General features: G+C 70.4%; 17 protein-coding genes. 12 read left to right on the top strand and 5 right to left on the bottom strand.

All coding sequences use genetic code 11. From position 1 onward, the window contains the following. Positions 1-350: 350 nt before the first annotated feature. Entirely contained in the window at positions 351-617 is a 267-nt protein-coding gene (rpsT, locus tag ACFY0T_RS05080; protein WP_028802556.1) for a 30S ribosomal protein S20, read from the bottom strand. A gap of 257 nt (positions 618-874) precedes the next feature. Between rpsT and lepA the strand changes: the two genes are divergently transcribed. Further along, on the top strand, positions 875-2743 hold the full coding sequence (lepA, locus tag ACFY0T_RS05075) for a translation elongation factor 4 (protein WP_388864653.1): 1869 nt from the start codon (positions 875-877) through the stop codon (positions 2741-2743). A gap of 314 nt (positions 2744-3057) precedes the next feature. Beyond that, positions 3058-4932: an AMP-dependent synthetase/ligase gene (locus ACFY0T_RS05070; RefSeq protein WP_388864651.1), complete on the top strand. Its 1875-nt coding sequence runs from the start codon at positions 3058-3060 to the stop codon at positions 4930-4932. Positions 4933-5068: 136 nt separating this feature from the next. On the opposite strand, the gene ACFY0T_RS05065 is transcribed toward ACFY0T_RS05070, so the two are convergent. Then, positions 5069-5653, bottom strand: a complete 585-nt coding sequence (locus ACFY0T_RS05065) for a response regulator (protein WP_388864649.1) — start codon at positions 5651-5653, stop codon at positions 5069-5071. Positions 5654-5670: 17 nt separating this feature from the next. Further along, positions 5671-9933 carry a HAMP domain-containing protein gene (locus ACFY0T_RS05060; RefSeq protein ID WP_388864647.1) on the bottom strand — a complete coding sequence of 1421 codons (4263 nt, stop codon included), beginning with the start codon at positions 9931-9933 and terminating at the stop codon, positions 5671-5673. A gap of 103 nt (positions 9934-10036) precedes the next feature. Between ACFY0T_RS05060 and ACFY0T_RS05055 the strand changes: the two genes are divergently transcribed. Both ACFY0T_RS05055 and hemW read left to right on the top strand, forming a co-directional pair. Further along, complete coding sequence (locus ACFY0T_RS05055) at positions 10037-12247, top strand: SpoIIE family protein phosphatase (protein ID WP_388864645.1); 2211 nt, start codon at positions 10037-10039, stop codon at positions 12245-12247. Positions 12248-12483: 236 nt separating this feature from the next. Then, on the top strand, positions 12484-13716 hold the full coding sequence (gene hemW, locus ACFY0T_RS05050; RefSeq protein WP_388864643.1) for a radical SAM family heme chaperone HemW: 1233 nt from the start codon (positions 12484-12486) through the stop codon (positions 13714-13716). 85 nt (positions 13717-13801) lie between these two features. Here the strand turns inward: hemW and ACFY0T_RS05045 are convergent, their stop codons facing one another. Next, the gene (locus ACFY0T_RS05045) at positions 13802-14605 is read right to left on the bottom strand and encodes a DUF3097 domain-containing protein (protein ID WP_388864641.1); all 804 of its coding nucleotides are present in this window, start codon (positions 14603-14605) and stop codon (positions 13802-13804) included. Positions 14606-14636: 31 nt separating this feature from the next. Continuing rightward, on the bottom strand, positions 14637-15377 hold the full coding sequence (locus tag ACFY0T_RS05040) for an MBL fold metallo-hydrolase (RefSeq protein ID WP_388864639.1): 741 nt from the start codon (positions 15375-15377) through the stop codon (positions 14637-14639). Positions 15378-15547: 170 nt separating this feature from the next. Between ACFY0T_RS05040 and hrcA the strand changes: the two genes are divergently transcribed. The 8 genes from hrcA (at position 15548) to ACFY0T_RS05000 (ending at position 24996) form a co-directional block, all read left to right on the top strand. Next, the gene (hrcA, locus tag ACFY0T_RS05035) at positions 15548-16567 is read left to right on the top strand and encodes a heat-inducible transcriptional repressor HrcA (protein WP_028804625.1); all 1020 of its coding nucleotides are present in this window, start codon (positions 15548-15550) and stop codon (positions 16565-16567) included. Then, on the top strand, positions 16568-17704 hold the full coding sequence (gene dnaJ / locus ACFY0T_RS05030; RefSeq protein WP_388864638.1) for a molecular chaperone DnaJ: 1137 nt from the start codon (positions 16568-16570) through the stop codon (positions 17702-17704). Positions 17705-17941: 237 nt separating this feature from the next. Further along, positions 17942-19027: a nitronate monooxygenase gene (locus ACFY0T_RS05025; protein ID WP_388864636.1), complete on the top strand. Its 1086-nt coding sequence runs from the start codon at positions 17942-17944 to the stop codon at positions 19025-19027. Continuing rightward, positions 19024-19773, top strand: a complete 750-nt coding sequence (locus tag ACFY0T_RS05020; protein ID WP_388864634.1) for a 16S rRNA (uracil(1498)-N(3))-methyltransferase — start codon at positions 19024-19026, stop codon at positions 19771-19773. The genes ACFY0T_RS05025 and ACFY0T_RS05020 overlap by 4 nt, the downstream gene beginning before the upstream one ends. Positions 19774-19791: 18 nt before the next feature. Continuing rightward, positions 19792-20184 (top strand): VOC family protein, encoded by a 393-nt coding sequence (locus ACFY0T_RS05015; RefSeq protein WP_388864632.1) that lies wholly within the window; start codon positions 19792-19794, stop codon positions 20182-20184. 237 nt (positions 20185-20421) lie between these two features. Next, a complete protein-coding gene (locus tag ACFY0T_RS05010; RefSeq protein ID WP_388864630.1) occupies positions 20422-20991 on the top strand; it encodes a hypothetical protein in 570 nt (189 codons plus the stop codon). 80 nt (positions 20992-21071) lie between these two features. Further along, positions 21072-24284 (top strand): S41 family peptidase, encoded by a 3213-nt coding sequence (locus ACFY0T_RS05005; RefSeq protein WP_388864628.1) that lies wholly within the window; start codon positions 21072-21074, stop codon positions 24282-24284. A 358-nt stretch (positions 24285-24642) separates the two neighbouring features. Further along, positions 24643-24996 (top strand): histidine triad nucleotide-binding protein, encoded by a 354-nt coding sequence (locus tag ACFY0T_RS05000; protein ID WP_388864626.1) that lies wholly within the window; start codon positions 24643-24645, stop codon positions 24994-24996. Positions 24997-25002: the final 6 nt, after the last annotated feature.

Genomic DNA, 25002 nt, shown 5'->3' with positions numbered 1-25002 from the left:
AAGGGTTTACGCCCCCGCCGCCCCCTACCCCTTCCCGTCCCCTGGGGGGTGCTGCCCCTGGGGCTCCCGGTTCCAGGCCCCCGCATCGGCCTGAACGGCCTCGTCCTCAAACGCCGGACGGACTGACAAGCCGAGCCATGCCGGAGGCCCCCAACGCCAAAGGCCCCGTCCGCCCTCCTGGGGAAGGAGAGGAACGGGGCCTTCGGTTCAAGCTGTTGGATCCACGCCCGCGTGGCGAACGCAGGCCGCGCGTGGGTCCGGGGGTGTCGGGTGGGAGCGGATGAGAGAGGGCCCGCTCTGGTCCAGCCGACGGTCAAGTCAGGGGACGAGTCCGAGAGGACTCGGCCGACTCAGCCCTTGAGGGAAGCGACCTTCGAAGCAAGCGCCGACTTCTTGTTGGCGGCCTGGTTCTTGTGGATGACGCCCTTCGAGACGGCCTTGTCGAGCTGGCGCGACGCAGCGCGCGTGTACTCGGTGGCCTTCTCGACGTCACCCGCGGCAGCGGCCTCGCGGGCCTTGCGGATCGCGGTCTTCAGGGAAGACTTGACGGCCTTGTTGCGCAGCCGGGCCTTCTCGTTGGTCTTGATCCGCTTGATCTGGGACTTGATGTTCGCCACGAATGAGCCTTTACAGGTTCAGGCGCACGAGACAGCACGTCTCGCTCGCCGTTTGATTTCCTTGGGATGTGCCTCCTGCAGAGAGGGCATGAGACACAGCCACCCAGGCTACCAGTCAGCGTTCGACCGGCCCAAACCAGGCGTCGGACCCGTGCCCAGGCGGCCCAAACCGGTCGCAGTCCCCCACCCGTGGGACCATGGAACCTACGTATCGATCCGACCCGAGGCGACAGGCGCCTCAAGAGACAGGACCCTGCGTGCCCGCGACCCCTAACAATGTGCCCGAGCCGAGCCGTACCGCCCCGGCTCTGATCCGCAATTTCTGCATCATCGCGCACATCGACCACGGCAAGTCCACGCTCGCCGACCGCATGCTCCAGCTGACCGGGGTGGTCGAGCAGCGGCAGATGCGTGCCCAGTACCTCGACCGCATGGACATCGAGCGCGAGCGTGGCATCACGATCAAGTCCCAGGCGGTCCGTCTGCCCTGGGCGCCGACCGAGGACCCGGGCAACACCCACATCCTCAACATGATCGACACCCCCGGGCACGTGGACTTCACGTACGAGGTGTCCCGGTCGCTGGCCGCCTGCGAGGGGACCGTCCTCCTTGTCGACGCCGCGCAGGGCATCGAGGCCCAGACCCTCGCCAATCTGTACCTGGCGATGGAGAACGAGCTCACGATCATCCCCGTACTCAACAAGATCGATCTGCCGGCCGCTCAGCCTGAGAAGTTTGCTGAAGAGCTCGCGAATCTTGTCGGCTGCGAGCCGGACGACGTACTCCGTGTCTCCGCCAAGACCGGGCTCGGCGTCGAGGCGCTGCTCGACAAGGTCGTCGCCGAGATCCCGGCCCCGGTCGGTGTCGCCGATGCGCCCGCGCGCGCGATGATCTTCGACTCCGTGTACGACTCCTACCGGGGTGTCGTGACGTATGTACGAGTCATCGACGGGCAGCTCAACAAGCGTGAGCGGATCCGGATGATGTCCACCAACGCCACGCACGAGCTGCTGGAGATCGGGACCAACTCGCCCGAGATGCTGCCCGCCGACGGGCTCGGCGTCGGTGAGGTCGGTTACCTCATCACCGGTGTGAAGGACGTCCGCCAGTCCAAGGTCGGTGACACGATCACCACCCTGAACAAGGGCGCGACCGAGGCGCTCGGCGGGTACAAGGACCCCAAGCCCATGGTCTTCTCGGGCCTCTATCCGCTGGACGGGTCCGACTACCCCGAGCTGCGTGACGCGCTCGACAAGCTGCAGCTCAACGATGCCGCGCTCGTCTACGAGCCGGAGACCTCCGCCGCCCTCGGCTTCGGGTTCCGCGTCGGTTTCCTCGGCCTTCTGCACCTCGACGTCATTCGTGAGCGGCTCGAGCGTGAGTTCGGACTCGACCTCATCGCCACCGCGCCCAACGTGGTCTACCGGGTCGTGATGGAGGACGGAACCGAGCACACGGTCACCAACCCGAGCGAGTTCCCCGAGGGGAAGATCAACGAGGTGTACGAGCCGGTCGTGCGCGCCACGATCCTCGCGCCCTCCGAGTTCATCGGCTCGATCATGGAGCTGTGCCAGACCCGGCGCGGCACCCTGCTCGGCATGGACTACCTCTCCGAGGACCGGGTCGAGATCCGTTACACCCTGCCCCTCGCCGAGATCGTCTTCGACTTCTTCGACCAGCTGAAGTCCAAGACCCGCGGGTATGCCTCGCTCGACTACGAGCCCACCGGCGAGCAGACCTCCAGCCTGGTCAAGGTCGACATCCTGCTGCACGGCGACAAGGTGGACGCCTTCTCGGCGATCACGCACAAGGACCAGGCGTACGCGTACGGCGTGCGGCTCGTCGCCAAGCTGCGCGAGCTGATCCCGCGGCAGGCCTTCGAGGTGCCCATCCAGGCGGCCATCGGCTCCCGGGTCATCGCCCGCGAGACCATCCGCGCCATCCGCAAGGACGTCCTCGCCAAGTGCTACGGCGGTGACATCTCCCGTAAGCGGAAGCTGCTGGAGAAGCAGAAGGAAGGCAAGAAGCGGATGAAGATGGTGGGCTCTGTGGAGGTTCCGCAAGAGGCCTTCATCGCCGTGCTGTCCAGCGACGACAGCGGTGGCTCGGCCAAGGGCAAGAAGTAGTCGTCCGTTCCTCGGGAACAGTCGTCTGTTACCCCCGGAAACTCGGGCAGAATGCGGGCTCGTCGCGCTTCGGCGCGACGGGCCCGTACGCGTGCGTAGGGTTGCTCTCTGTAGGAAGTGACAGGCCGCCGCCCCTTACGCACCGGCCGGACGCGCTTTACTCTGATCTCTGCTCGATGGTTACTCGCGAGTTAAACAACAGCCGAAACCAGCCAGCCGCACAGCAGTAGTCGGCAGCCAAGAGACAGCAGTTGGCAGCAGCCAACAGTCGATCGAGCCAGACGCACGCACTGTCGCGGGCCCCGGAGGATGTCGTGAGCGACACACAGACCCTGATCGAGAACCGTCCGCCGTCCGTGGCGGCCCTCTTCCTGGAGCGCGTGGCGGCCACACCGGACGCCGAGGCCTACCGCTACCCGGTGCCACCGGCCTCGGGTGAGGGCCCGGACGAGTGGAAGTCGCTGAGCTGGGGGCAGGCCGCCGAGCGGGTCTTCGCCATCGCGGCCGGTCTGATCGAACTGGGTGTGCAGCCGGAGCAGCGCGTCGCGCTCGCCTCCTCCACCCGGGTCGAGTGGATACTGGCCGACCTCGGCATCCTGTGCGCGGGCGCGGCCACCACGACCGTGTATCCGCAGACGAACGCCGAGGAGTCGGCGTTCATCCTCTCCGACTCCGAGAGCAAGGTGCTCATCGCGGAGGACGCGGCCCAGCTCGCCAAGGCCCAGGAGAAGCGCGCCGAGCTGCCCGAGCTGACGCACGTGGTCGTCATCGACCCGGCCGGCGTCGAGACCGGCGACTGGGTGCTCACCCTCGCCGAGCTGGAGACGCGTGGCGCCGCCTACCTGGAGAAGAACCCCGACCTGATCAAGGAGAAGGTCGGCGCGATCACGGCCGACCAGCTCGCCACCCTCATCTACACCTCCGGCACCACGGGCCGCCCCAAGGGCGTCCGCCTCCCGCACGACAACTGGGCGTACATGGCGAAGGCGATCGCCGCGACCGGGCTGATCAGCGGCGAGGACGTGCAGTACCTGTGGCTGCCGCTCGCACACGTCTTCGGCAAGGTGCTCACCTCCGGCCAGATCGAGGTCGGGCACGTCACCGCCGTCGACGGCCGAGTCGACAAGATCATCGAGAATCTTCCGGTCGTGCAGCCGACATACATGGCGGCCGTCCCGCGCATCTTCGAGAAGGTCTACAACGGGGTCGCGGCCAAGGCACGGGCCGGCGGCGGCGCCAAGTACAAGATCTTCCAGTGGGCGGCCGAGGTCGCGCGCGAGTACGCCAAGACCAGCCAGGACAACTTCCGCCGCACCGGCACCGCCTCCGTCCCCTTCGGGCTCGGCGCCAAGCACAAGGTCGCCGACGCGCTCGTCTTCGCCAAGATCCGCGAGGCCTTCGGCGGCAACCTGCGCGCCTGCGTCTCCGGCTCCGCCGCGCTCGCGCCCGAGATCGGCTACTTCTTCGCCGGCGCCGGCATTCACATCCTGGAGGGGTACGGCCTCACGGAGTCCTCCGCGGCCTCCTTCGTGAACCCCGGCGAGGCGTACCGCACCGGCACGGTCGGCAAGCCGCTGCCCGGCACCGAGGTGCGCATCGCGGACGACGGCGAGATCCTGCTGCGCGGCCCCGGCATCATGGAGGGCTACCACGGGCTGCCCGAGAAGACCGCCGAGGTCCTGGAGGCCGACGGCTGGTTCCACACCGGCGACATCGGCGAGCTGTCTCCCGACGGCTACCTCCGCATCACCGACCGCAAGAAGGACCTCATCAAGACCTCGGGCGGCAAGTACATCGCGCCCGCCGAGGTCGAGGGCCAGTTCAAGGCCGTGTGCCCGTACGTCTCCAACATCCTCGTGCACGGCGCCGACCGGAACTTCTGCACCGCGCTCATCGCCCTCGACGGGCCGTCCATCCTGGACTGGGCGAAGGAGAACGGCCTGGACGGCAAGTCGTACGCCGATGTCGTCGCAGCCCCCGCGACGGTCGCCCTTGTGGAGGGCTACGTCAAGGAACTCAACGAGGGTCTGCAGCGCTGGCAGACCATCAAGAAGTTCCGCCTCCTGCCGCGCGACCTCGACGTCGAACACGGCGAGATCACACCGAGCCTGAAGCTGAAGCGCCCGGTCGTCGAGCGGGAGTACAAGCACCTGATCGACGAGATGTACGCGGGGACGCGCGAGGCCTGACCTCAAGCGGCAGCCGGGCGGGGCCTGACCTCAAGCGGCAGCCGGGCGGGGCCTGACCTCAAGCGGCAGCCGGGCGGGGTCTGACCTCAAGCGGCAGCCGGGCGGGGTCTGACCTCAAAGTGGCAGCCGGGCGGGGCTACAGGCCCCGCCCCCTCCGCATCTCTCTCAACAACTCCTCCATCTGCCGTACCTGGTGGCGCAGTTCGAAGACGTCCTGGAGGCTGCTGGCCGCCATGTGGGTCTCGATCTTCTTGAGGCGGTTGGCGAGCTCGTTGAACTGTTCCTGCTCGCGGGCGAGCATCCGCTCCAACTGCTGGTTCTTGCGGTGCAGATCGAGGAAGACGGTGACCTTGGCACGCAGGACCCAGGGGTCGAAGGGTTTCGTCAGATAGTCGGCGGCTCCGGTCGCGTACCCGCGGAAGGCGTAGCCCGCGTCGGCGTCCGTGCCCGTCAGGAAGATGATGGGGACGTCCTTCGTCTGGTCGAGCCGCTTGATGTTCGCGGCGGTCTCGAAGCCGTCCATGCCCGGCATCCGGATGTCGAGCAGGACGACGGCGAACCGCTGCCGCAGCAGGGCCTTCATCGCCTCCTCGCCCGAACGCGCCCGCACCAGCGGCTCGTTGAGGGACCCCAGGACGGCCTCCAGCGCGATCAGGTTGTCCTCCATGTCGTCAACCAGGAGGATGCTGGCGCGCTCGTCGGTCGTTTCCTCAGCGATCATGATGACTGTTGCCTCACTCAGTCTGCGTTTTCTTGGGCGCTCCGCCTCCGGGGCGCCTCAGCCGGTGTCGAGGGAACGACCGTGCTCGACCCTTCGGGCGTCCACGCTCTCCCAAGCTCTCGGCTTGGCTCGAGCAGGGAGGTGCCCCCAGTTCCCTCGACATCGGTGCGCCCCTCCGGCTCCGCGCTCTCGTCGTCGTCCGTACTCTCGTCGTCGTCCGTGCTCTCCGGGTCGAGGAGGGCGCAGACGACCGTGAGCAGCTGGTCGACGTCCACCGGCTTCGGTACGTAGTCGTTGGCACCCCGTGCGATGGACTTCTCGCGGTCGCCCGGCATCGCCTTCGCGGTCAGCGCGACGATGGGCAGGCCCGTCCAGCGGGGGGTGCGACGGATGGCGGAGATCGTCTCATAACCGTCCATCTCCGGCATCATGATGTCCATCAGGACGAGTTCGACGTCGGGATTGCGTTCGAGCGTCTCTATGCCCTCGCGGCCGTTCTCCGCGTACAGGACGGGCATGCCGACGCGGCCCAGCACATGGGTGAGCGCGAAGACATTGCGGATGTCGTCGTCCACGATCAACACCCGGCGCCCCGGCAGCACTTGACCTGCCCGGCCGGACTTCCACGCCTCCAGCTTGGTGGGGGTCGGCCAGGTGTCGGCGGTGTCGTGTGCGGTGTGCGGCTCGCTGGACAGCTGCTCGGGCACGGGTGCCGGACGGTCCTCGGAGGTGGGTCCGGTCGCCGCGTGCCCGGGGCTCACGACAGGGACGTACAGCGTGAAGGTGGAGCCCTTGCCGGGCTTGCTCTCGGCGATGATCCGGCCGCCGAGCAGCCCGGCGATCTCGCGGCTGATGGACAGGCCGAGGCCCGTGCCGCCGTACTTGCGGTTGGTGGTGCCGTCGGCCTGCTGGAACGCCTCGAAGATCACCGGGAGTTTCTCGGCGGCGATGCCGATGCCGGTGTCGGAGACCGCGAAGGCGATCACGTCGTCGCTGTTCTCGCGGGTGTAGGTGTGGTCCGGGTCCTTGACGCGGTTGACGCGCAGCTCGACCCGCCCGGTCGCGGTGAACTTGATCGCGTTGGAGAGCAGATTGCGCAGGATCTGCTGGAGCCGCTGCTCGTCCGAGTACATCTCCCGCGGTACGTCCTCGCCGACCGTCACCTCGAAGGCGAGCCCCCGGTCGAGGGTGAGCGGGCGGAAGGTCGCGTGAACGTAGTCGAGCAGCTTGATGAGGGGGAGTTTCTTGGGGCGTACGTCCATCCGGCCGGCCTCGATCTTCGACAGGTCCAGGATGTCGTTGATCAGCTGGAGGAGGTCGGAGCCCGAGCGGTGGATCGTGGTCGCGAACTGCACTTCCTGGTCGGAGAGATGGCCGTCCGGGTTGTCGGAGAGCAGCCGGGCCAGGATCAGCAGTGAGTTCAGCGGTGTACGAAGTTCGTGCGACATGTTCGCCAGGAACTCGGACTTGTACTGCGACGACGTCGCCAAAAGTGCTGCCTTCTCCTCCAGTTCGGCGTTCGAGCGCTGCAACTCAGCCTGCTGCGACTGGAGTTCGTCCGAGCGGTCCTGGAGCTGGATGGCCAGCCGCTGGGACTCGCCGAGCAGGGACTCCGTACGGGAGTTGGCGATGATGGTGTTGATGGCGACGCCGATGGTGTTCACGAACTGGTCGAAGAACGCCAGGTGGACGTCGGAGAAGCGGGAGAAGGACGCCAGCTCGATCACGCCGAGCAGCTTGTCCTCGAAGAGGATCGGGATGATCACGACGCTCGCCGGGGCCGCCTCGCCCAGACCGCTGTTGATCTTGATGTAGTCCGGCGGGGCCTCTTCGACGAGGATCCGCTTCTTCTCGCGGGCCGCCTGCCGCACCAGCCCGTGCACCGGCATGCCGCCCGTGTCGACGGTCGCGCCCTGCGCCGATCCGTACCCGGCAATGAAGGCAAGTCCCTTGGTGGGCACCGCCGTTCGCAGGGACGTCCCGTCCTCCTCCGGGTCGGCCAGGAAGAAGGCGCCGTACTGGGCGTTCACCAGCGGGGTCAGCTCGCGCAGGATCAGGTCGGCGACCTCCATCAGGTCGCGGTGGCCCTGCATCAGCGCGGCGAGACGGGCGAGGTTCGATTCCAGCCAGTCCTTCGCACGCGTGGTCTCGCGGAGGTTGGCCACCATCAGGTTGATGTTGTCCTTCAGCTCCGCGACCTCGCCCTGGGTCTCCACGGTGATGGAGCGGGACATGTCGCCCTGGGCCACCGCGGACGCCACTTCGGCGATCGCGCGGACCTGGGTGGTGAGGTTGGAGGCGAGCTCGTTCACGTTGGTCGTCAGGCGCTTCCAGGTGCCGTACACGCCCTCGACCCGGGCCTGGCCGCCGAGCTGGCCCTCGGAACCCACCTCGCGGGCCACGCGCGTGACCTCGGAGGAGAAGGAGGAGAGGGTGTCGACCATCGTGTTGATGGTCGTCTTCAGTTCGAGGATCTCGCCGCGGGCGTCCACGTCGATCTTCTTCGACAGGTCGCCCTGGGCCACGGCCGTCGCGACCTGCGCGATGTTCCGCACCTGTGAGGTCAGGTTGTCGGCCATGTAGTTGACGTTGTCGGTCAGATCGCGCCAGACGCCGGACACGCCGAGCACCTGGGCGCGGCCGCCGAGCCGGCCGTCGGTGCCGACCTCGCGGGCCACGCGGGTCACCTCGTCGGCGAAGGCGCGCAGCTGCTCCACCATCGTGTTGACGGTGTCCTTCAGCTCCAGGATCTCGCCGCGGGCGTCGACGGTGATCTTCTTCGACAGGTCGCCGTTCGCGACGGCCGTCGTCACCTGGGCGATGTTGCGGACCTGGGAGGTCAGGTTCAGGGCCATGAAGTTGACGTTGTCGGTGAGGTCCTTCCAGACCCCGGAGACGCCGCGGACCTGGGCCTGGCCGCCGAGGTTGCCCTCGGTGCCGACCTCGCGGGCGACCCTCGTCACTTCGTCGGCGAAGGCGGAGAGCTGGTCGACCATGGTGTTGATGGTCGACTTCAGTTCGAGGATCTCGCCCTTCGCCTCGACGGTGATCTTCTTGCCGAGGTCGCCCTGGGCCACGGCCGTGGAGACGAGGGCGATGTTGCGGACCTGCGACGTCAGGTTGTCCGCCATGAAGTTGACGTTGTCGGTGAGGTCTTTCCAGACGCCACTCACGCCGCGTACCTGCGCCCGGCCGCCGAGGTTTCCTTCTGTGCCGACCTCGCGGGCGACCCTCGTCACTTCGTCGGCGAAGGCGGAGAGCTGGTCGACCATGGTGTTGATGGTCGACTTGAGTTCCAGGATCTCGCCCTGTGCGTCGACCGTGATCTTCTGGCTCAGGTCGCCGTTGGCCACGGCCGTGGTGACCTGGGCGATGTTGCGGACCTGTGAAGTCAGGTTCGAGGCCATGAAGTTGACGTTGTCGGTGAGGTCCTTCCAGACCCCCGACACACCGCGCACCTGCGCCCGGCCGCCCAACTGGCCCTCCGTGCCGACCTCGCGGGCGACTCGGGTGACTTCGTCGGCGAAGGCGGACAGCTGGTCGACCATCGTGTTCACGGTGAGCTTCAGTTCGAGGAGCTCGCCGGTCGCCTCGACGGTCACCGTACGGGTCAGGTCGCCGCGCGCCACCGCCGTGGTCACCAGGGCGATGTCCCGCACCTGGGCCGTCAGCCGGGACGCCATCGTGTTGACCGCCTCGGTCACGTCCCGCCAACTCCCGGACAGGCCCGTCACCTTGGCGCGGCCGCCGAGCCGCCCCTCCGTGCCGACCTCGCGGGCGACGCGGGTGACCTCGCCGGTGAAGAGGGAGAGCTGGTCGACCATCTTGTTGACCGCCCGGCCCAACCGGCGTAAATCGCCCCGGAGCTGACGATTGCCGTCGTGCAGGTCGACCCGCTGGGTCAGATCGCCGCCGGCCACCGCGTCGAGGACGCGGGTCGCGTTCGCCGCGGGGGCCACCAGGGCGTCGAGCAACTGGTTCACGTCGTTGACGCGCGAGGTCCAGTTGCCCTGGCCCGGGCTGGCCGAAAGGCGCTCATCGAGCCGGCCGTGACGGACCAGTTCCCGGCGGACGCGCTGCACCTCGGAGTTGAAGTGGGTGCTGCGGTCCATGATCTGGTTGAACATCGTGCTCAGTTCGGCTACCAGCCCGTGCCCCGTTTCCGGCACTTTGCTGAAATCGCCGTCCCTCGCGGCCGTCATCGCGGCGAGCAGCGGACGCAGATCCGATGCTCGAATCTGTCCGTCTTCGAGCACATGCATACCACTGTTCTCACTCATGGTGGCCCACTTCGGTAACTCGGCGCTTATGGGCAGGGCCAGTCTGTCACTCTGTCCGCATCGCCTGAGGCGTATTCGTCCGAACTGCTCAGGGAGCTGCACAGTGGGGGCCATTCCGACGCAACGGGAGTCCATGGCGCGTTCCCCTGATGCGCCTGCGCACCACCGCGCCGGCCAGGAAGCCATGGCCCGTACCTCGCTGCCGGGCACTCCGCTCGCCCCCGGAACCGCCCGCCGGTTCACCCGCGGCGCGCTCGCCGACTGGGCCGAACTCGCCCTGCCCGGCGCCGAGACCATCGACGACCGGCTCACCGACGACGCCGTCGTGGTGGTCAGCGAACTCGTCACCAACGCCGTCGTGCACGCGGGTACCGACGTCGAACTGCTGTGCCGCCTCGAATGCGCGGGCGACGGGGCGCCGGGCCCGCTCGTCGTCGAGGTCTCCGACCATCACCCCTCGCGCGCGGTACGCGGCGACAGCGTCGAACGGCCTTACGGCACACCGGAGTACGGGCGCGGGTTGCGGCTCGTGGCCGCGCTCTCCGAGGCCTGGGGGATCACGTATCGCACCGGCGTGAAGACCGTGTGGGCGCGGCTGCCTGTTGCGGGGGGCGGAAGCGGGGTCATGGGGGTGGAGGGCGTTTCGGGTGCCGAGAGCGTCTCGGGTGGCGAAATGATTTCGGGGGTCGAGAGGCATGGCGCATCCGGTGGGAGCTCGGGTGGCAGTGGGGTCTCCGGTGTCGGTGGGGTCTTGGGCGGCGGGGGGCTCTCGGGTGGCGGTCGGAATTCGGGAGCCGATGGGGTCGTGGAAGGCGACAGGAACGACCGAGCTGACAGGACCGCCGGAGCCTGCAGGAATTCCGGGGGCGCGGGGAAGACGGGCGATACGGAGAAGACGGGCGATGCGGAGAAGATAGAGGCGTACGCCGGTGAGAGGGCCCTTGAGCGGCGGCTGCGGGCCGGCGAGATACTCGCGCCCGCTGCGAGGCGAAACGCCCAGCAGGACCAGGACTGGCTCAACCGCGGCGCCCTCTCCTTCCTCGCCGAGGCATCCGATCTGCTCGCCGGGCAACTCGACGAGGACCTGGTGGCCGCGCTCGCCGGACAGCTGCTCGTGCCGCGTCTGGCCGACTGGTGCGCGGTGTGGCTGGAGGACGAGGCCACCGACCGGGCGGGCGGACCCGGCTTCGCCCTGGGACCCCGGCTCGCCCGCGTCTGGCACGGCAGCGAGAACCGCATCGAGGAGCTGCGCCGGGCCCTGGAGAAGGACCCGCCGCTGCTGCCCGACGCCGTGCGTTCCCGGGCCGTCCCCGTGCCCTGGCCCGGCGAGGCGCTGGGCGGGCGCGGAGCGAGCGGGGCGGCGCTCGCGTACCGGCTGATCGCGGGCGGGCGGCCGCTGGGCACGCTCGTCATCGGGCGGGCCGGGCAGCTCGGCTTCCCCGACGAGATCACCGGGCTCGTCGAGGACCTCAGCCGCCGTATCGCCCTGTCCATCGGCGCGGCCCGCCAGTACGCGCGCCAGGCCACCATCAGCCGGGTCCTCCAGCGCGGCCTGCTGCCCGGCGCGGTCGCCGAGATCCCCGGGGTGCGCAGCGCCCTCGTGTACGAGCCGCTCGACAAGGGCGGGCCCAGCGGCGACTTCTACGACCTGTTCCCGGCGGGGGACGGGCGCTGGTGCTTCGCGGTGGGCGACGTCCAGGGCAAGGGGCCCGAGGCCGCCGTCGTGATCGGCCTGGCCCGGCCCTGGCTGCGGCTGCTGGCCCGCGAGGGCTACGACGTCGCGGACGTTCTCGACCGCCTCAACCAGCTTCTGCTCGACGACGCGACGGAGGCCGCGGACGCGGCGGCGCGTGCGCTGGTGGCCGCGGGTGGGCCCGGGCTCGGTGCGGATCCCGGGCCGCAGACGCGGTTCCTGTCCATGCTGTACGGCGAGCTCGTTCCCTTCGACGGCGGTGTGCGCTGCACGCTGGCTTCCGCCGGGCACCCGCTGCCGTTACTGCTCGGTCCCGGCGGCGACGTACGGGAGGTGGCTCGGCCGCAGACGCTCCTCGGCGTGTTCGAGGACGCCGGGTACACCTCCGAGACGTTCGAGCTGCACTCCGGTGACACTGTGCTGTGTGTCACGGACGGGGTGACGGAGCGGCGCAGCGGGTCGCGGCAGTTCGATGACGACGACGGGCTTGCGAAGGCCCTCTCGGGGTGTGTCGGGCTCGGCGTCGAGCTGGTTGCGGAACGGATCCGCCGGCTGGTGCACGAGTTCGGGGCGAGGCCGCCGGAGGATGACCTGGCGTTGCTGGTGCTGCAGGCCGAGTAGGGCGGGCCGACGGCGTTTTTCGCCCCCTCCGCCTCTACCCTCCCCCAAGCTCTCGGCTTCGCTCGAGCAGGGGGGACCCCCATCGTCTCTGGGGGCCCCGCCCCCCAGACCCCCCGGGTTGTTTTTCGGCTGCGGGTGGGTGGGGGCTGGTCGCGCAGTTCCCCGCGCCCCTGACAGGGGCGCTCCTGGGGCGAAGGAAACGAGGGCACCCCTGCCCGTGCTGGACAATAGAACTCATGCCTTCCGCACTTCCCGACGGTGAGCCCGTCCCCGATGACGGGGCGCTGCCCGTGCGCGCCCTGGCCGGGGCGGCCGAGCGGCCCCTCGGGTTCTACCTCCATGTGCCGTACTGCGCGACCCGCTGCGGCTACTGCGACTTCAACACCTACACGGCGACCGAGCTGCGGGGCACCGGAGGCGTGCTCGCCTCCCGCGACAACTACGCGGAGACGCTGATCGACGAGGTCCGCCTGGCCCGCAAGGTCCTCGGCGACGACCCGCGCCCCGTCCGCACGGTCTTCGTCGGCGGCGGTACGCCGACCCTGCTGGCCGCCGACGATCTCGTACGGATGCTCGGGGCGATCCGCGACGAGTTCGGCCTCGCGGACGACGCGGAGATCACGACCGAGGCGAACCCGGAGTCGGTGGACCCGGCGTACCTCGCGACCCTGCGCGCCGGAGGCTTCAACCGGATCTCCTTCGGCATGCAGAGCGCCCGGCAGCACGTCCTGAAGGTGCTCGACCGCACGCACACCCCCGGCCGCCCCGAGGCCTGTGTCGCCGAGGCCCGGGCGGCGGGCTTCGAGCATGTGAACCTCGACCTGATCTACGGCACGCCGGGGGAGTCCGACGACGACTGGCGCGCCTCGCTCGACGCCGCGCTCGGCGCCGGTCCCGACCACATCTCCGCGTACGCCCTGATCGTCGAGGAGGGCACCCAGCTCGCCCGTCGTATCCGCCGCGGCGAGGTCCCGATGACGGACGACGACGTCCACGCGGACCGCTACCTCATCGCCGACGAGATCCTCTCGGTGGCCGGTTTCGACTGGTACGAGGTCTCCAACTGGGCCACCTCGGACGCCGGCCGGTGTCTGCACAACGAGCTGTACTGGCGCGGCGCCGACTGGTGGGGCGCGGGCCCCGGCGCCCACAGCCACGTCGGCGGCGTGCGCTGGTGGAACGTGAAACACCCCGGGGCCTACGCCGCGGCCCTGGCCTCCGGCCGCTCACCGGGCGCGGGCCGCGAACTCCTCTCCGAGGAGGACCGCCGCGTGGAGCGCATCCTGCTCGAGCTGCGGCTGCGCGAGGGCTGCCCGCTGTCCCTGCTCCGGCCGGACGGTCTGGCCGCCTCCCGCCGGGCCCTGTCCGACGGACTCCTCGAACCCGGTCCGTACGACGCCGGTCGCGCCGTTCTCACGCTGCGGGGGCGGCTGCTGGCCGACGCGGTGGTGCGGGACCTGGTGGACTGAGGCGCCCGGGGTGCCGCTTTCCGCTGGGATGGGCGCCGCCCCAGCGGCACGACTGCCCACAGCTGCGTACGACTGCTGCCCACAGTTACGCCGGTGCGGTCACGAAGTCGATCAACTCCTCCACCCGGCCCAGGAGTTCCGGCTCCAGGTCCTTGTAGGAGTGCACGCGGGACAGGATGTGCTGCCAGGCCGCGCCGGTGTTCTCCGGCCAGCCCAGGGCGCGGCAGACGCCCGTCTTCCAGTCCTGGCCGTGCGGGATCCGGGGCCAGGCCCGGATGCCCACGGAGGACGGTTTCACGGCCTCCCAGATGTCGATGTAGGGGTGGCCCAGCACCAGGGCGTGGTCGCTCGTGACCGCGTCCGCGATGCGGGACTCCTTCGTGCCGGGGACGAGGTGGTCGACGAGGACGCCGAGGCGGGCGTCCGGCCCCGGGGCGAAGTCCGCGACGATCGACGGGAGGTCGTCGATGCCCTCCAGGTACTCGACGACGACGCCCTCGATACGGAGGTCGTCGCCCCAGACGCGTTCGACCAGTTCGGCGTCGTGGCGGCCCTCCACGTAGATGCGTCCGGCCCGCGCGACCCGGGCCCGCGCGCCGGGTACGGCGACCGAACCGGAGGCCGTCCGGGTGGGACGCGGCGGACCGGCGGCGGGGCGGACCAGCGTCACGACCTTGCCCTCCAGGAGGAAGCCGCGCGGCTCCAGCGGGAACACCCGGTGCTTGCCGAAGCGGTCCTCCAGGGTCACCGTGCCCGCCTCGCAGCGGATCACCGCGCCGCAGAAGCCGGTGCCGGGCTCCTCGACCACCAGGCCGGGGTCCGCGGGGACCTCGGGCACGGGCTGGGGCTTCTTCCACGGCGGGGTCAGGTCCGGAGAGTACTGGCGCATTCGGATGACGATAGGAGAAGCCCCCGGTCCGCTACGAAGACACGCCGAAACGTGTGGCCAACGCGTCCCGCTGCGCACGGACAAACGCCGCATTCACCGCCGCTCCGTGCCCCGGCACGTACACCGCGTCCTCCCCGCCCAGATCGAGCAGCCGGTCCAGCGCCGCCGGCCAGTGCGACGGGACGGCATCCGGGCCCGCCTGGGGCTCGCCCGACTCCTCCACCAGGTCGCCGCAGAAGACGATCTCCGGGGACGACGGCGATCCGGGGACCAGCACCACCAGGTCGTAGCAGGTGTGAGCCGGGCCGACGTTCGCCAGCAGGACCTGGGTGCCGCCGCCCAGGTCGAGGGTCCACTCGCCGGACACCAGATGGCGGGGGTGGACCAGGAGGTCCGCGGCCTCCTCCGCCTCGCGCGGGTCGAGACCGCTCCGTACGGCGTCCGCGCGCAGCTCCTCGCGGTCGCGCGCGAAGACCGTGTCCAGGCCGACCGCCCCGAACACCTCCACCCCCGCGAACGCCGCCGCCCCGAAGACATGGTCGAAGTGGGGGTGTGTGAGTGCGAGGTGCGTCACGCGGCGGTCGCCACCGAGGAGCCGCCGCGCCTGCGAGCGCAGCCGCGCGCCCTCCCCGAGGCTCGACCCCGCGTCGATCATCAGCGCCGCGCCCCCGCCCACCACGAGCCCGGCCGTGCAGTCCCAGACCGGAAGCCGCCGCCGCCCGACCCCGGGTGCCACCCTTTCCCACCCCAGCTCTTCCCAAGTCAGCCTCATACGGAGACGCTAACCATGAGAGCCTGCCAGGCACGACATCGCAGGCCCGCCCTTGCCGGGGCCGTACCTCACCGCCGTACACTGGGCCGGGGAATGCTGGCACTCACGTGCGCTGAGTGCCAGGCCGAAGGCCACGAAGAGCGCGGGAAAGACTTCTGGAGGTGTGCGCGATGCTCAGTGAACGCAGGCTCGAGGTGCTGCGCGCCATCGTCCAGGACTACGTGGGCACCGAGGAGCCGGTCGGATCGAAGGCGCTCACCGAGCGGCACCGGCTCGGCGTCTCCCCGGCGACCGTGCGCAACGACATGGCTGCGCTGGAGGACGAGGGCTACATCGCCCAGCCGCACACCAGCGCCGGGCGCATCCCCACCGACAAGGGCTACCGGCTCTTCGTCGACAAGCTCGCGGGCGTCAAGCCGATGACCGCGCCCGAGCGCCGCGCGATCCAGAACTTCCTCGACGGCGCCGTCGACCTCGACGACGTCGTGGCGCGCACCGTGCGGCTGCTCGCGCAGCTCACGCGGCAGGTCGCCGTCGTGCAGTACCCCTCGCTGACGCGCTCGACCGTGCGGCACGTGGAGTTGCTGTCGCTCGCCCCCGCGCGCGTGATGCTCGTGCTGATCACCGACACCGGCCGGGTCGAGCAGCGCATGATCGACTGCCCGGCGCCGTTCGGGGAGACCTCCCTCGCCGATCTGCGCGCGCGGCTCAACAGCCGGGTCGCGGGCCGCCGCTTCGCGGACGTCCCGCAGCTCGTGCAGGACCTCCCGGAGGCCTTCGAGGAGCCGGAGGACCGGGGTACGGTCGCGACGGTGCTCTCCACCCTCCTGGAGACACTCGTCGAGGAGACCGAGGAGCGGCTGATGATCGGCGGCACCGCCAATCTGACGCGCTTCGGACATGACTTTCCCCTCACCATCCGCCCCGTCCTCGAGGCGCTGGAGGAGCAGGTCGTCCTCCTCAAGTTGCTTGGTGAGGCGAAGGATTCGGGCATGACCGTGCGGATCGGTCACGAGAACGCCCATGAGGGACTCAACTCCACGTCCGTGGTCTCGGTCGGCTACGGTTCGGGCGGCGAAGCAGTCGCCAAACTCGGCGTGGTCGGACCGACCCGCATGGATTACCCGGGAACGATGGGAGCGGTACGAGCGGTGGCACGGTACGTCGGACAGATCCTGGCGGAGTCGTAAGTGGCCACGGACTACTACGCCGTACTCGGCGTGCGCCGCGACGCGTCCCAGGACGAGATCAAGAAGGCGTTCCGGAGGCTCGCGCGCGAGCTGCACCCGGACGTCAATCCCGATCCGAAGACGCAGGAGCGGTTCAAGGAGATCAACGCCGCGTACGAGGTGTTGTCGGACCCGCAGAAGAAGCAGGTCTACGACCTCGGTGGCGACCCGCTGTCCCAGTCGGGCGGCGCGGGCGCGGGCGGCTTCGGCGCCGGCGGCTTCGGGAACTTCTCGGACATCATGGACGCGTTCTTCGGTACGGCGTCGCAGCGCGGGCCGCGCTCGCGTACGCGCCGTGGCCAGGACGCCATGATCCGGCTCGAGATCGAGCTGGACGAGGCGGCCTTCGGCACGACGAAGGACATCCAGGTCGACACGGCCGTCGTCTGCGCCACCTGCAACGGCGAGGGCGCGGCGCCGGGGACTTCGGCCCAGACGTGTGACATGTGCCGCGGTCGCGGTGAGGTGTCGCAGGTGACGCGGTCCTTCCTGGGCCAGGTCATGACGTCCCGGCCCTGTCCGCAGTGCCAGGGCTTCGGGACCGTGGTCCCCACCCCGTGCCCCGAGTGCGCGGGTGACGGACGGGTCCGCTCCCGGCGGACGCTGACCGTGAAGATCCCCGCCGGTGTCGACAACGGCACGCGGATCCAGCTCGCCGGTGAGGGTGAGGTCGGGCCCGGTGGCGGGCCCGCCGGTGACCTCTACGTCGAGATCCACGAGCTGCCGCACGCCGTCTTCCAGCGGCGCGGTGACGACCTCCACTGCACGGTCACCATCCCGATGACCGCGGCGTCCCTCGGCACCAAGGTGCCACTGGAGACCCTCGACGGGCTGGAGGAGGTCGACATCCGTCCGGGCACGCAGTCCGGGCAGTCGATTCCGCTGCACGGGCGGGGTGTCACCCATCTGCGGGGTGGGGGGCGTGGTGACCTCATCGTGCATGTCGAGGTGATGACTCCGACGAAGCTCGATCCCGAGCAGGAACGGCTGCTGCGGGAGCTGGCGAAGCTGCGGGGCGAGGAGCGGCCGACCGGGCAGTTCCAGCCCGGGCAGCAGGGACTGTTCTCACGTCTGAAGGACGCGTTCAACGGTCGCTGAGGTGGGGGTTTCGCCCCCTCCGCCCCTGCCCGTCCCGTACTGGGGGCTGTGCCCCCCAGACCCCCTGGGTTGTCTTTTGGCTGCGGGTGGGTGGGGGCTTGTCGCGCAGTTCCCCGCGCCCCTTGCGGGGCGTTCCACGGGGGCGAAAATATGTGGTCGCGGGTGCCCATCCCATTGGCCTATGCCAGGCGGAAGGCCGGATTCGGACTTGTTCGGAGGACGTGACAACATGCCGTCATGTCCTCCGCACTGACCGATCTCTTCCCTCACCCGATCGTGCAGGCCCCCATGGCGGGCGGCGTCTCCGTCCCGCACCTCGCGGCCGCCGTGGCCGAGGCCGGCGGGCTCGGGTTCCTCGCCGCCGGGTACAAGACCGCCGACGGCATGTACCAGGAGATCAAGCAGCTGCGCGGACTCACGGGCCGCCCCTTCGGCGTGAACCTCTTCATGCCGCAGCCCGAGTATGCGGACTCGGCCGCCGTCGAGGTGTACGCCAACCAGCTCGCGGGCGAGGCCGCCTGGTACGAGACCGAGCTCGGCGACCCCGACAGTGGCCGCGACGACGGCTACGACGCCAAGCTCGCCGTCCTCCTCGACAACCCGGTGCCGGTGGTCTCCTTCCACTTCGGCATCCCCACCCGCGACGTCCTGGACTCCCTCGCCCGCGCCGGCACGCTGACGATGGTCACCGCCACCACGGCGGAGGAGGCCCTGGCGGTGCAGCGGGCCGGCGCCGCCGCGGTCGTCGTGCAGGGCGTCGAGGCCGGCGGCCACCAGGGCACCCACCGCGACAACCCGGAGACGGACGGCACCGGCATCGGACTGCTCTCGCTGATCGCACAGGTCCGCGAGACCGTGCAGATCCCGATCGTCGCGGCCGGCGGCATCATGCGCGGCAGCCAGATCGCCGCAGTGCTCGCGGCGGGCGCCAGCGCGGCCCAGCTCGGCACCGCGTTCCTCGCCACCCCCGAGTCCGGCGCGAACGCCGTGCACAAGCAGGCGCTGACCAACCCCCTGTTCGTACGGACGGAGTTGACGCGCGCGTTCTCCGGCCGCCCGGCGCGCGGCCTCGTCAACCGCTTCATGCGCGAGCACGGCCCGTACGCGCCCGCCGCGTACCCCGAGATCCACCACCTCACCTCCCCGCTGCGCAAGGCGGCCGCGCAGGCGGGCGACGCGCAGGGCATGGCGCTTTGGGCCGGGCAGGGGCACCGCATGGCGCGCGAGCTGTCGGCGGGGCAGCTGGTGGAGGTGCTCGTCGCCGAACTCGACGAGGCCAGGACAGCGTTGTCGGCGTTCCAGGTGGGAGGCGAGGACCAGTGACGGCTCCCGTATTCGTGGTCGAGCACTTCAACGCGGAGAGCGGCGGACGCTACGTCCTCGACGGCCCCGAAGGGCGGCACGCCGTCTCCGTGAAGCGACTGCGGCCCGGCGAGGACGTCGTCCTCACCGACGGCGCCGGGCGCTGGGCGGACTGCGTGGTGCTGGGCACCGAGGGCAAGGACCGGCTGATCGTCCAGATGGGCACGGTGGCCGAGGAACCGGCGGAAGAGCCGCGCATCACGGTCGTCCAGGCGCTCCCCAAGGGCGACCGGGGCGAGCTCGCCGTCGAGACCATGACGGAGACCGGCGTGGACGCGATCGTCCCCTGGGCGGCCTCCCGTTGCATCACCCAGTGGAAGGGCGACCGCGGGCTGAAGGCGCTCGCCAAGTGGCGGGCCACCGCTCGGGAAGCCGGCAAGCAGTCCCGTCGGGTCCGCTTCCCCGAGGTCGCGGACGCGATGACGACCAAACAGGTTGCCGCACTTCTCGCCAAAGCGGATCTGGCGGCGGTGCTGCACGAGGACACGGAGCTCGGGACCGAGCCGTTCGCCACGGCCGAACTTCCCTCCGCCGGGGAGATCGTGCTGGTGGTCGGCCCCGAGGGCGGGATCTCTCCGGAGGAGGTCGAGCTCTTCACCGAGGCGGGCGCGAGGACGTTCCACCTGGGGCGTACCGTGCTGCGTACATCGACCGCCGGGACTGTGGCGGCGGCGGTGCTGCTGGCGCGTACCGGACGCTGGTCCTGACAGGCACGGGGGAACGTCGTGGAACTTGCTCAAGTGCGGCTGCTCGTCTCGGACTTCGCCGCGTGCTATCGCTTCTACGCCGAAGTCCTGGGGCTCAAGCCGCAGTCGGGAGCGACCGAGGGGCCGTACGAGAAGTTCAGCCCCGCCACCGGGTCGGCGGGCATCGCCATACAGGACCGTGCGGTGATGGCCGAAGTCCTTGGTGAACTGGGGGACTTGGCGACGGGGCATCGGTCGCTGGTGGTGTTGCGCGTGGACGACCTGGACGCGTACTGCGAGCAGATCACCTCGCGCGGGGCGACCATCCTGCACGGTCCGGCCCTCATGACCGACCGCATGCGCGTCGCCCACCTCAAGGACCCTGAGGGCAACCTGGTCGAACTCCAGGAGTGGCTGCTGCTGCGTGGCTGAGCAGGGGTTTTCTTCGCCCCCTCCGCCCCTACCCGTCCCGTACCTGTGGGGCTCCGTCCCCCAGACCCCCCGTATCGCGCTAACGCGCTCGTCCTCAAACGCCGGACGGGCTGAAAGATTTCCCCCGGCCGACGCTAGAAATCTTTAGCGGGGGCGGGAAACTCCTTCGGGTGGTCCTGGGTAGCGTGGCCGCATGCGGTCTACCGCGGTGCGCGGGACAGTGGCAGGCTGCCGTCTATGGGGGCTTTGAGGCGTATAGGGCGTCGGACAGGGCGTCGGCAGGTGCTGGTGGCGGTCGGGCTCGGTGCGGCCGGGGTGTTCGGGGTGGCCGCGTGTGAGCCCACGGACGGCCTGAGTTCGGCCACGGTGGCGTACACGACCGACCAGACCGCGACCAAGGAACTCGAACGGCAGCACGTGGACGTGCGCTGGCTCAGCTGCACGGCCTCGTACGGCAGCAACAACAAGGCCTACACCCCGGGAAAGACCCCCTCGCCGACCGAGAACACGGTCGCCTCCGTCGACTGCCGGGGGCAGACGGAAGACGGGCGGGACATCACCGTCGAGGGCAAGGTCACCCGAGCCGTCAGCGGCGCGTGCGTGCGCGGGGATCTCGTCGCGAAGGTCGGCGGCAAGGAGTGGTTCCATGTGAACGGTCTGGGGAACTGCAATGCCACCAACACCCCCAACCCGCCCGTCACGTACCACCCCACGAACGGACAGCCCAACCCCACCGTCACCGTCACCGTGACGAAGACCATGTGGTGCAAGGGCGACCCCACCTGCTGGCCCTCCCAGGGCAAGTGACAGATGAGGTGCCCAGCCGCACGCGGATCAAGTGATCGAAACCCCTTTCAGGGTGCGCTGTCGCTGCATAGGGTGATCGGGTGACAGAGTCCGCACCCTCCGCGTATCTCCGGTTTCCGCATCTGCACGGCGAGTTGGTCGTCTTCACGGCCGAGGACGACGTCTGGGCCGCCCCGCTGGACGGCGGAGGCCGCGCCTGGCGGATCAGCGCCGACAACGTCCCGGTGAACCATCCGCGCATCTCCCCGGACGGCACGACCGTCGCCTGGACGTCCACGCGCGACGGCGCGCCCGAGGTGCACGCCGCCTCGCTGGCCGGTGGCCCCTCCAAACGGCTGACGTACTGGGGGAGTTCCAAGACCCAGGTGCGCGGCTGGACCCCGGACGGCCGGGTCCTCGCGCTCAGCACCCAGGGCCAGGCGAGCCTGCGGCGCAGCTGGGCCCGGGCCGTCCCCCTGGACGGCGGCTCCGCGACGACCCTTCCGTACGGGCCGGTCGGCGACGTCGCCCACGGCGGCCCGGGCGTCGTCCTGCTGTCCGCTCCCATGGGGCGCGAGGCCGCCCACTGGAAGCGTTATCGCGGCGGTACGGCGGGCAAGCTGTGGATCGACCGGGAGGGCGCCGACGAGTTCGTACGGTTGCATGCCGAGCTCGACGGGAACATCGAGTACCCCTTCTGGGTGGGGGAGCGGATCGCCTTCCTGTCCGATCACGAAGGCGTCGGGGCGCTCTACTCCTCCCTCGCCGACGCGTCCGATCTGCGGCGGCACACCCCCGTCGACGGTTTCTACGCCCGGCACGCGGCCACCGACGGCACGCGCGTCGTGTACGCCTGTGCCGGTGAACTGTGGCTCCTCGACGACCTGGACGGCGCCGAGCCGCGCCGGCTGGACCTCCGGCTCGGCGGCCAGCGCGTCGACCAGCAGCCGCACCCGGTGAGCGCGTCGCGCTGGTTCTCCGCCGCCGCGCCCGACCACACCGCACGCGGCAGCGCGATCTCCGTGCGCGGCGCCGTCCACTGGGTCACCCACCGCTCGGGCCCGGCCCGCGCCCTCGCCGCCGAGCAGGGCGTACGCGCCCGGCTGCCCCGCACCTTCCGGGCGGAGGGCGAGGAGCACGTGGTGTGGGTGACGGATGCCGAGGGCGACGATGCCCTGGAGTTCGCCCCGGCGACGGGAGTCGCGCCCGGGGCCACCCCGCGCCGGCTCGCCGCCGGGCAGCTCGGGCGCGTCCTCGGGCTCGCGATGGCGCCCGACGGGAGCCGCGCCGCCGTCGCCTCGCACGACGGGCGCGTGCTGCTCGTCGAGCGCGAGAGCGGCGAGGTGCGCGAGGTCGACCGCAGCACGGACGGCGAGGTCAGCGGGCTGGTTTTCTCGCCCGACTCGGCCTGGCTCGCCTGGTCGCACCCCGGGCCGCGCCCGCTGCGTCAGCTCAAGCTCGCCAACACCGCCGACCTGTCGGTGACCGAGGCGACCCCGCTCCGCTTCCGGGACTACGCGCCCGCGTTCACCCTCGACGGCAAGCACCTCGCCTTCCTGTCGGCGCGCTCCTTCGACCCTGTCTACGACGAGCACGTCTTCGACCTCGCCTTCGTCGGCGGCTCGCGGCCGTATCTGATCACCCTGGCCGCGATCACGCCGTCGCCGTTCGGGCCGCAGCGGCACGGCCGCCCCTTCGAGGCGCCCGACAAGGACGAGACGCCCGACAGCGAGGGCACGCCCGCGACCCGGATCGACCTCGACGGACTCGCCGACCGGATCGTGCCGTTCCCCGTCGAGGCCGCCCGCTACTCGACGCTGCGCGCCGCCAAGGACGGGCTGCTGTGGCTGCGGCACCCGGTCCGCGGTGTGCTCGGCGCCTCCCGAGCCACCCGCGACGACCCGGACCCGAAGACCGAGCTGGAGCGGTACGACCTCGCCCAGCAGCGCATCGAGCATCTCGCCGCCGACGCCGACCACTTCACCGTCAGCGGCGACGGCAAGCGGGTCCTGCTGTGGACCGACGGCAAGCTCAAGGTCGTACCCAGCGACCGGCGCGCCTCGAACGACGACGAGAGCGACACGAACATCACCGTCGATCTGTCGCGGGTCCGCCAGACCGTCGACCCGGTCGCCGAATGGCGGCAGATGTACGACGAGACCGGCCGCCTCATGCGGGACAACTTCTGGCGGCCCGACCTGGGCGGGATCGACTGGGACGGCGTACTCGACCGCTACCGGCCGGTCCTTGAGCGGGTCGCCACGCACGACGACCTCGTCGACCTCCTCTGGGAGGTGCACGGCGAGCTCGGCACCTCGCACGCGTACGTCACCCCGCGCGGCGGATGGGGCGGCGGCGACCGGGCGCAGGGGCTGCTCGGCGCGGACATCTCCCGTCACGAGGACGGCAGTTGGCGCATCGACCGGATCCTCCCGTCCGAGACCTCCGACCCGGACGCGCGGGCGCCGCTCGCCGCGCCCGGGGTCGCGGTGCGCGCCGGTGACGCGATCGTCGCGGTCGCCGGGCAGCCGGTGGACCCGGTGGCCGGGCCCGGACCGCTGCTCGTCGGCACGGCGGGCAAGCCGGTGGAACTGACCATCTCGCCCTCGGGAGGCGGCGATCCGCGCCACGCGGTCGTCGTCCCGCTCGACGACGAGGAGCCGCTGCGCTACCACGCGTGGGTCGCGGACCGGCGGGCCTACGTCCACGAACAGTCCGGAGGCCGCCTCGGGTATCTGCACGTGCCGGACATGGTGGGCTCCGGGTGGGCCCAGCTCCACCGCGACCTGCGGATCGAGGTGGCCCGGGAGGGGCTGGTCGTGGACGTCCGGGAGAACCGCGGCGGCCACACCTCCCAGCTCGTCGTCGAGAAGCTGGCGCGCCGGATCGTGGGCTGGGACCTGCCGCGCGGGCTGCGGCCGTACAGCTACCCGGAGGACGCGCCGCGCGGCCCGGTCGTCGCCGTCGCCAACGAGTTCTCCGGCTCGGACGGCGACATCGTCAACGCGGCGATCAAGGCGCTCGGCATCGGACCCGTGGTCGGTACCCGCACCTGGGGCGGCGTGATCGGCATCGACAGCCGCTACCGGCTCGTCGACGGCACCCTCGTCACCCAGCCCAAGTACGCCTTCTGGCTTGAGGGTTACGAGTGGAGCGTGGAGAACCACGGCGTCGACCCCGACGTCGAGGTCGTCCAGACCCCGCAGGACTACGCCGCCGGACGTGACGCCCAACTCGACGAGGCGATCCGGATCGCTCTGGCGGCCCTCGCGGAGAACCCGGCGAAGGCTGCGCCCGCCTTGCCGCCGCTGTGACCTGCGGCGCCGCCGTGGCGGGGGTGATCCACCGCTTCGCGGCGGATGTTCCCCACCCGCCCGAGCGCGATGGCGGGGGCCGGGGCGGTGAGGGTCTCGGCGAGGCCTGGCCGGCCGGGGGATGGCGGGTGAGGCGGAGTCGTGGGCGATCGGCTCGCCGCTGCCTGTGCAGTACCGCGGCTCGGCCGCCGCACACTGTTACGCGTTGGACGGCGCCCATGCGCCGCGGCCGCCGCGGTCCGACCCCGCGGCCGAGCCGTGCGTACGCCGCTGGTGGCGCGCACAGCCGTCAGCGGCCTGCCCGGTCGGGCCGATAGCATGCGGACGTAATGATCGGCTGGCGTGAGGAGGCACACGCATGGCGGGAGAGCCGCAGGACGACTGCCTGTTCTGCAAGATCGTCGCGGGGCACATTCCGGCGACCGTGGTCCGGGAGACCGAGACGACCGTCGCCTTCCGCGACATAAACCCTCAGGCGCCCACCCACGTCCTGGTCATCCCCAAGGTGCACTACCCGGACGCGGCTGCGCTCGCGGCCGCCGAACCCGGCATTGTCGCGGACCTGCTGCGCGAGGCCGCCGAGGTCGCGGTCGAAGACAAGCTGCACAGCTACCGGGTCGTGTTCAACACCGGCAGCGGCGCCGGCCAGACCGTCTTCCACGCGCACGCCCACGTCCTGGGCGGCCGCGGCATGCAGTGGCCCCCGGGGTAACCGACC

It is taken from the genome of Streptomyces sp. NPDC001530 (assembly GCF_042894545.1).
Taxonomy (GTDB): Bacteria; Actinomycetota; Actinomycetes; order Streptomycetales; family Streptomycetaceae; genus Streptomyces.
This window is presented reverse-complemented; position numbering and strand designations above follow the sequence as displayed.

Excerpts from the sequence above, each read along its gene's own strand:
- ACFY0T_RS05065 (WP_388864649.1), bottom strand. The coding sequence starts at position 5,653 with ATGATCGCTGAGGAAACGACCGACGAGCGCGCCAGCATCCTCCTGGTT.
- ACFY0T_RS05060 (WP_388864647.1), bottom strand. The coding sequence starts at position 9,933 with ATGAGTGAGAACAGTGGTATGCATGTGCTCGAAGACGGACAGATTCGA.
- hemW (WP_388864643.1), top strand. The coding sequence starts at position 12,484 with ATGCCTTCCGCACTTCCCGACGGTGAGCCCGTCCCCGATGACGGGGCG.
- ACFY0T_RS05045 (WP_388864641.1), bottom strand. The coding sequence starts at position 14,605 with ATGCGCCAGTACTCTCCGGACCTGACCCCGCCGTGGAAGAAGCCCCAG.
- ACFY0T_RS05040 (WP_388864639.1), bottom strand. The coding sequence starts at position 15,377 with ATGAGGCTGACTTGGGAAGAGCTGGGGTGGGAAAGGGTGGCACCCGGG.
- hrcA (WP_028804625.1), top strand. The coding sequence starts at position 15,548 with ATGCTCAGTGAACGCAGGCTCGAGGTGCTGCGCGCCATCGTCCAGGAC.
- ACFY0T_RS05025 (WP_388864636.1), top strand. The coding sequence starts at position 17,942 with ATGTCCTCCGCACTGACCGATCTCTTCCCTCACCCGATCGTGCAGGCC.
- ACFY0T_RS05010 (WP_388864630.1), top strand. The coding sequence starts at position 20,422 with ATGGGGGCTTTGAGGCGTATAGGGCGTCGGACAGGGCGTCGGCAGGTG.
- ACFY0T_RS05000 (WP_388864626.1), top strand. The coding sequence starts at position 24,643 with ATGGCGGGAGAGCCGCAGGACGACTGCCTGTTCTGCAAGATCGTCGCG.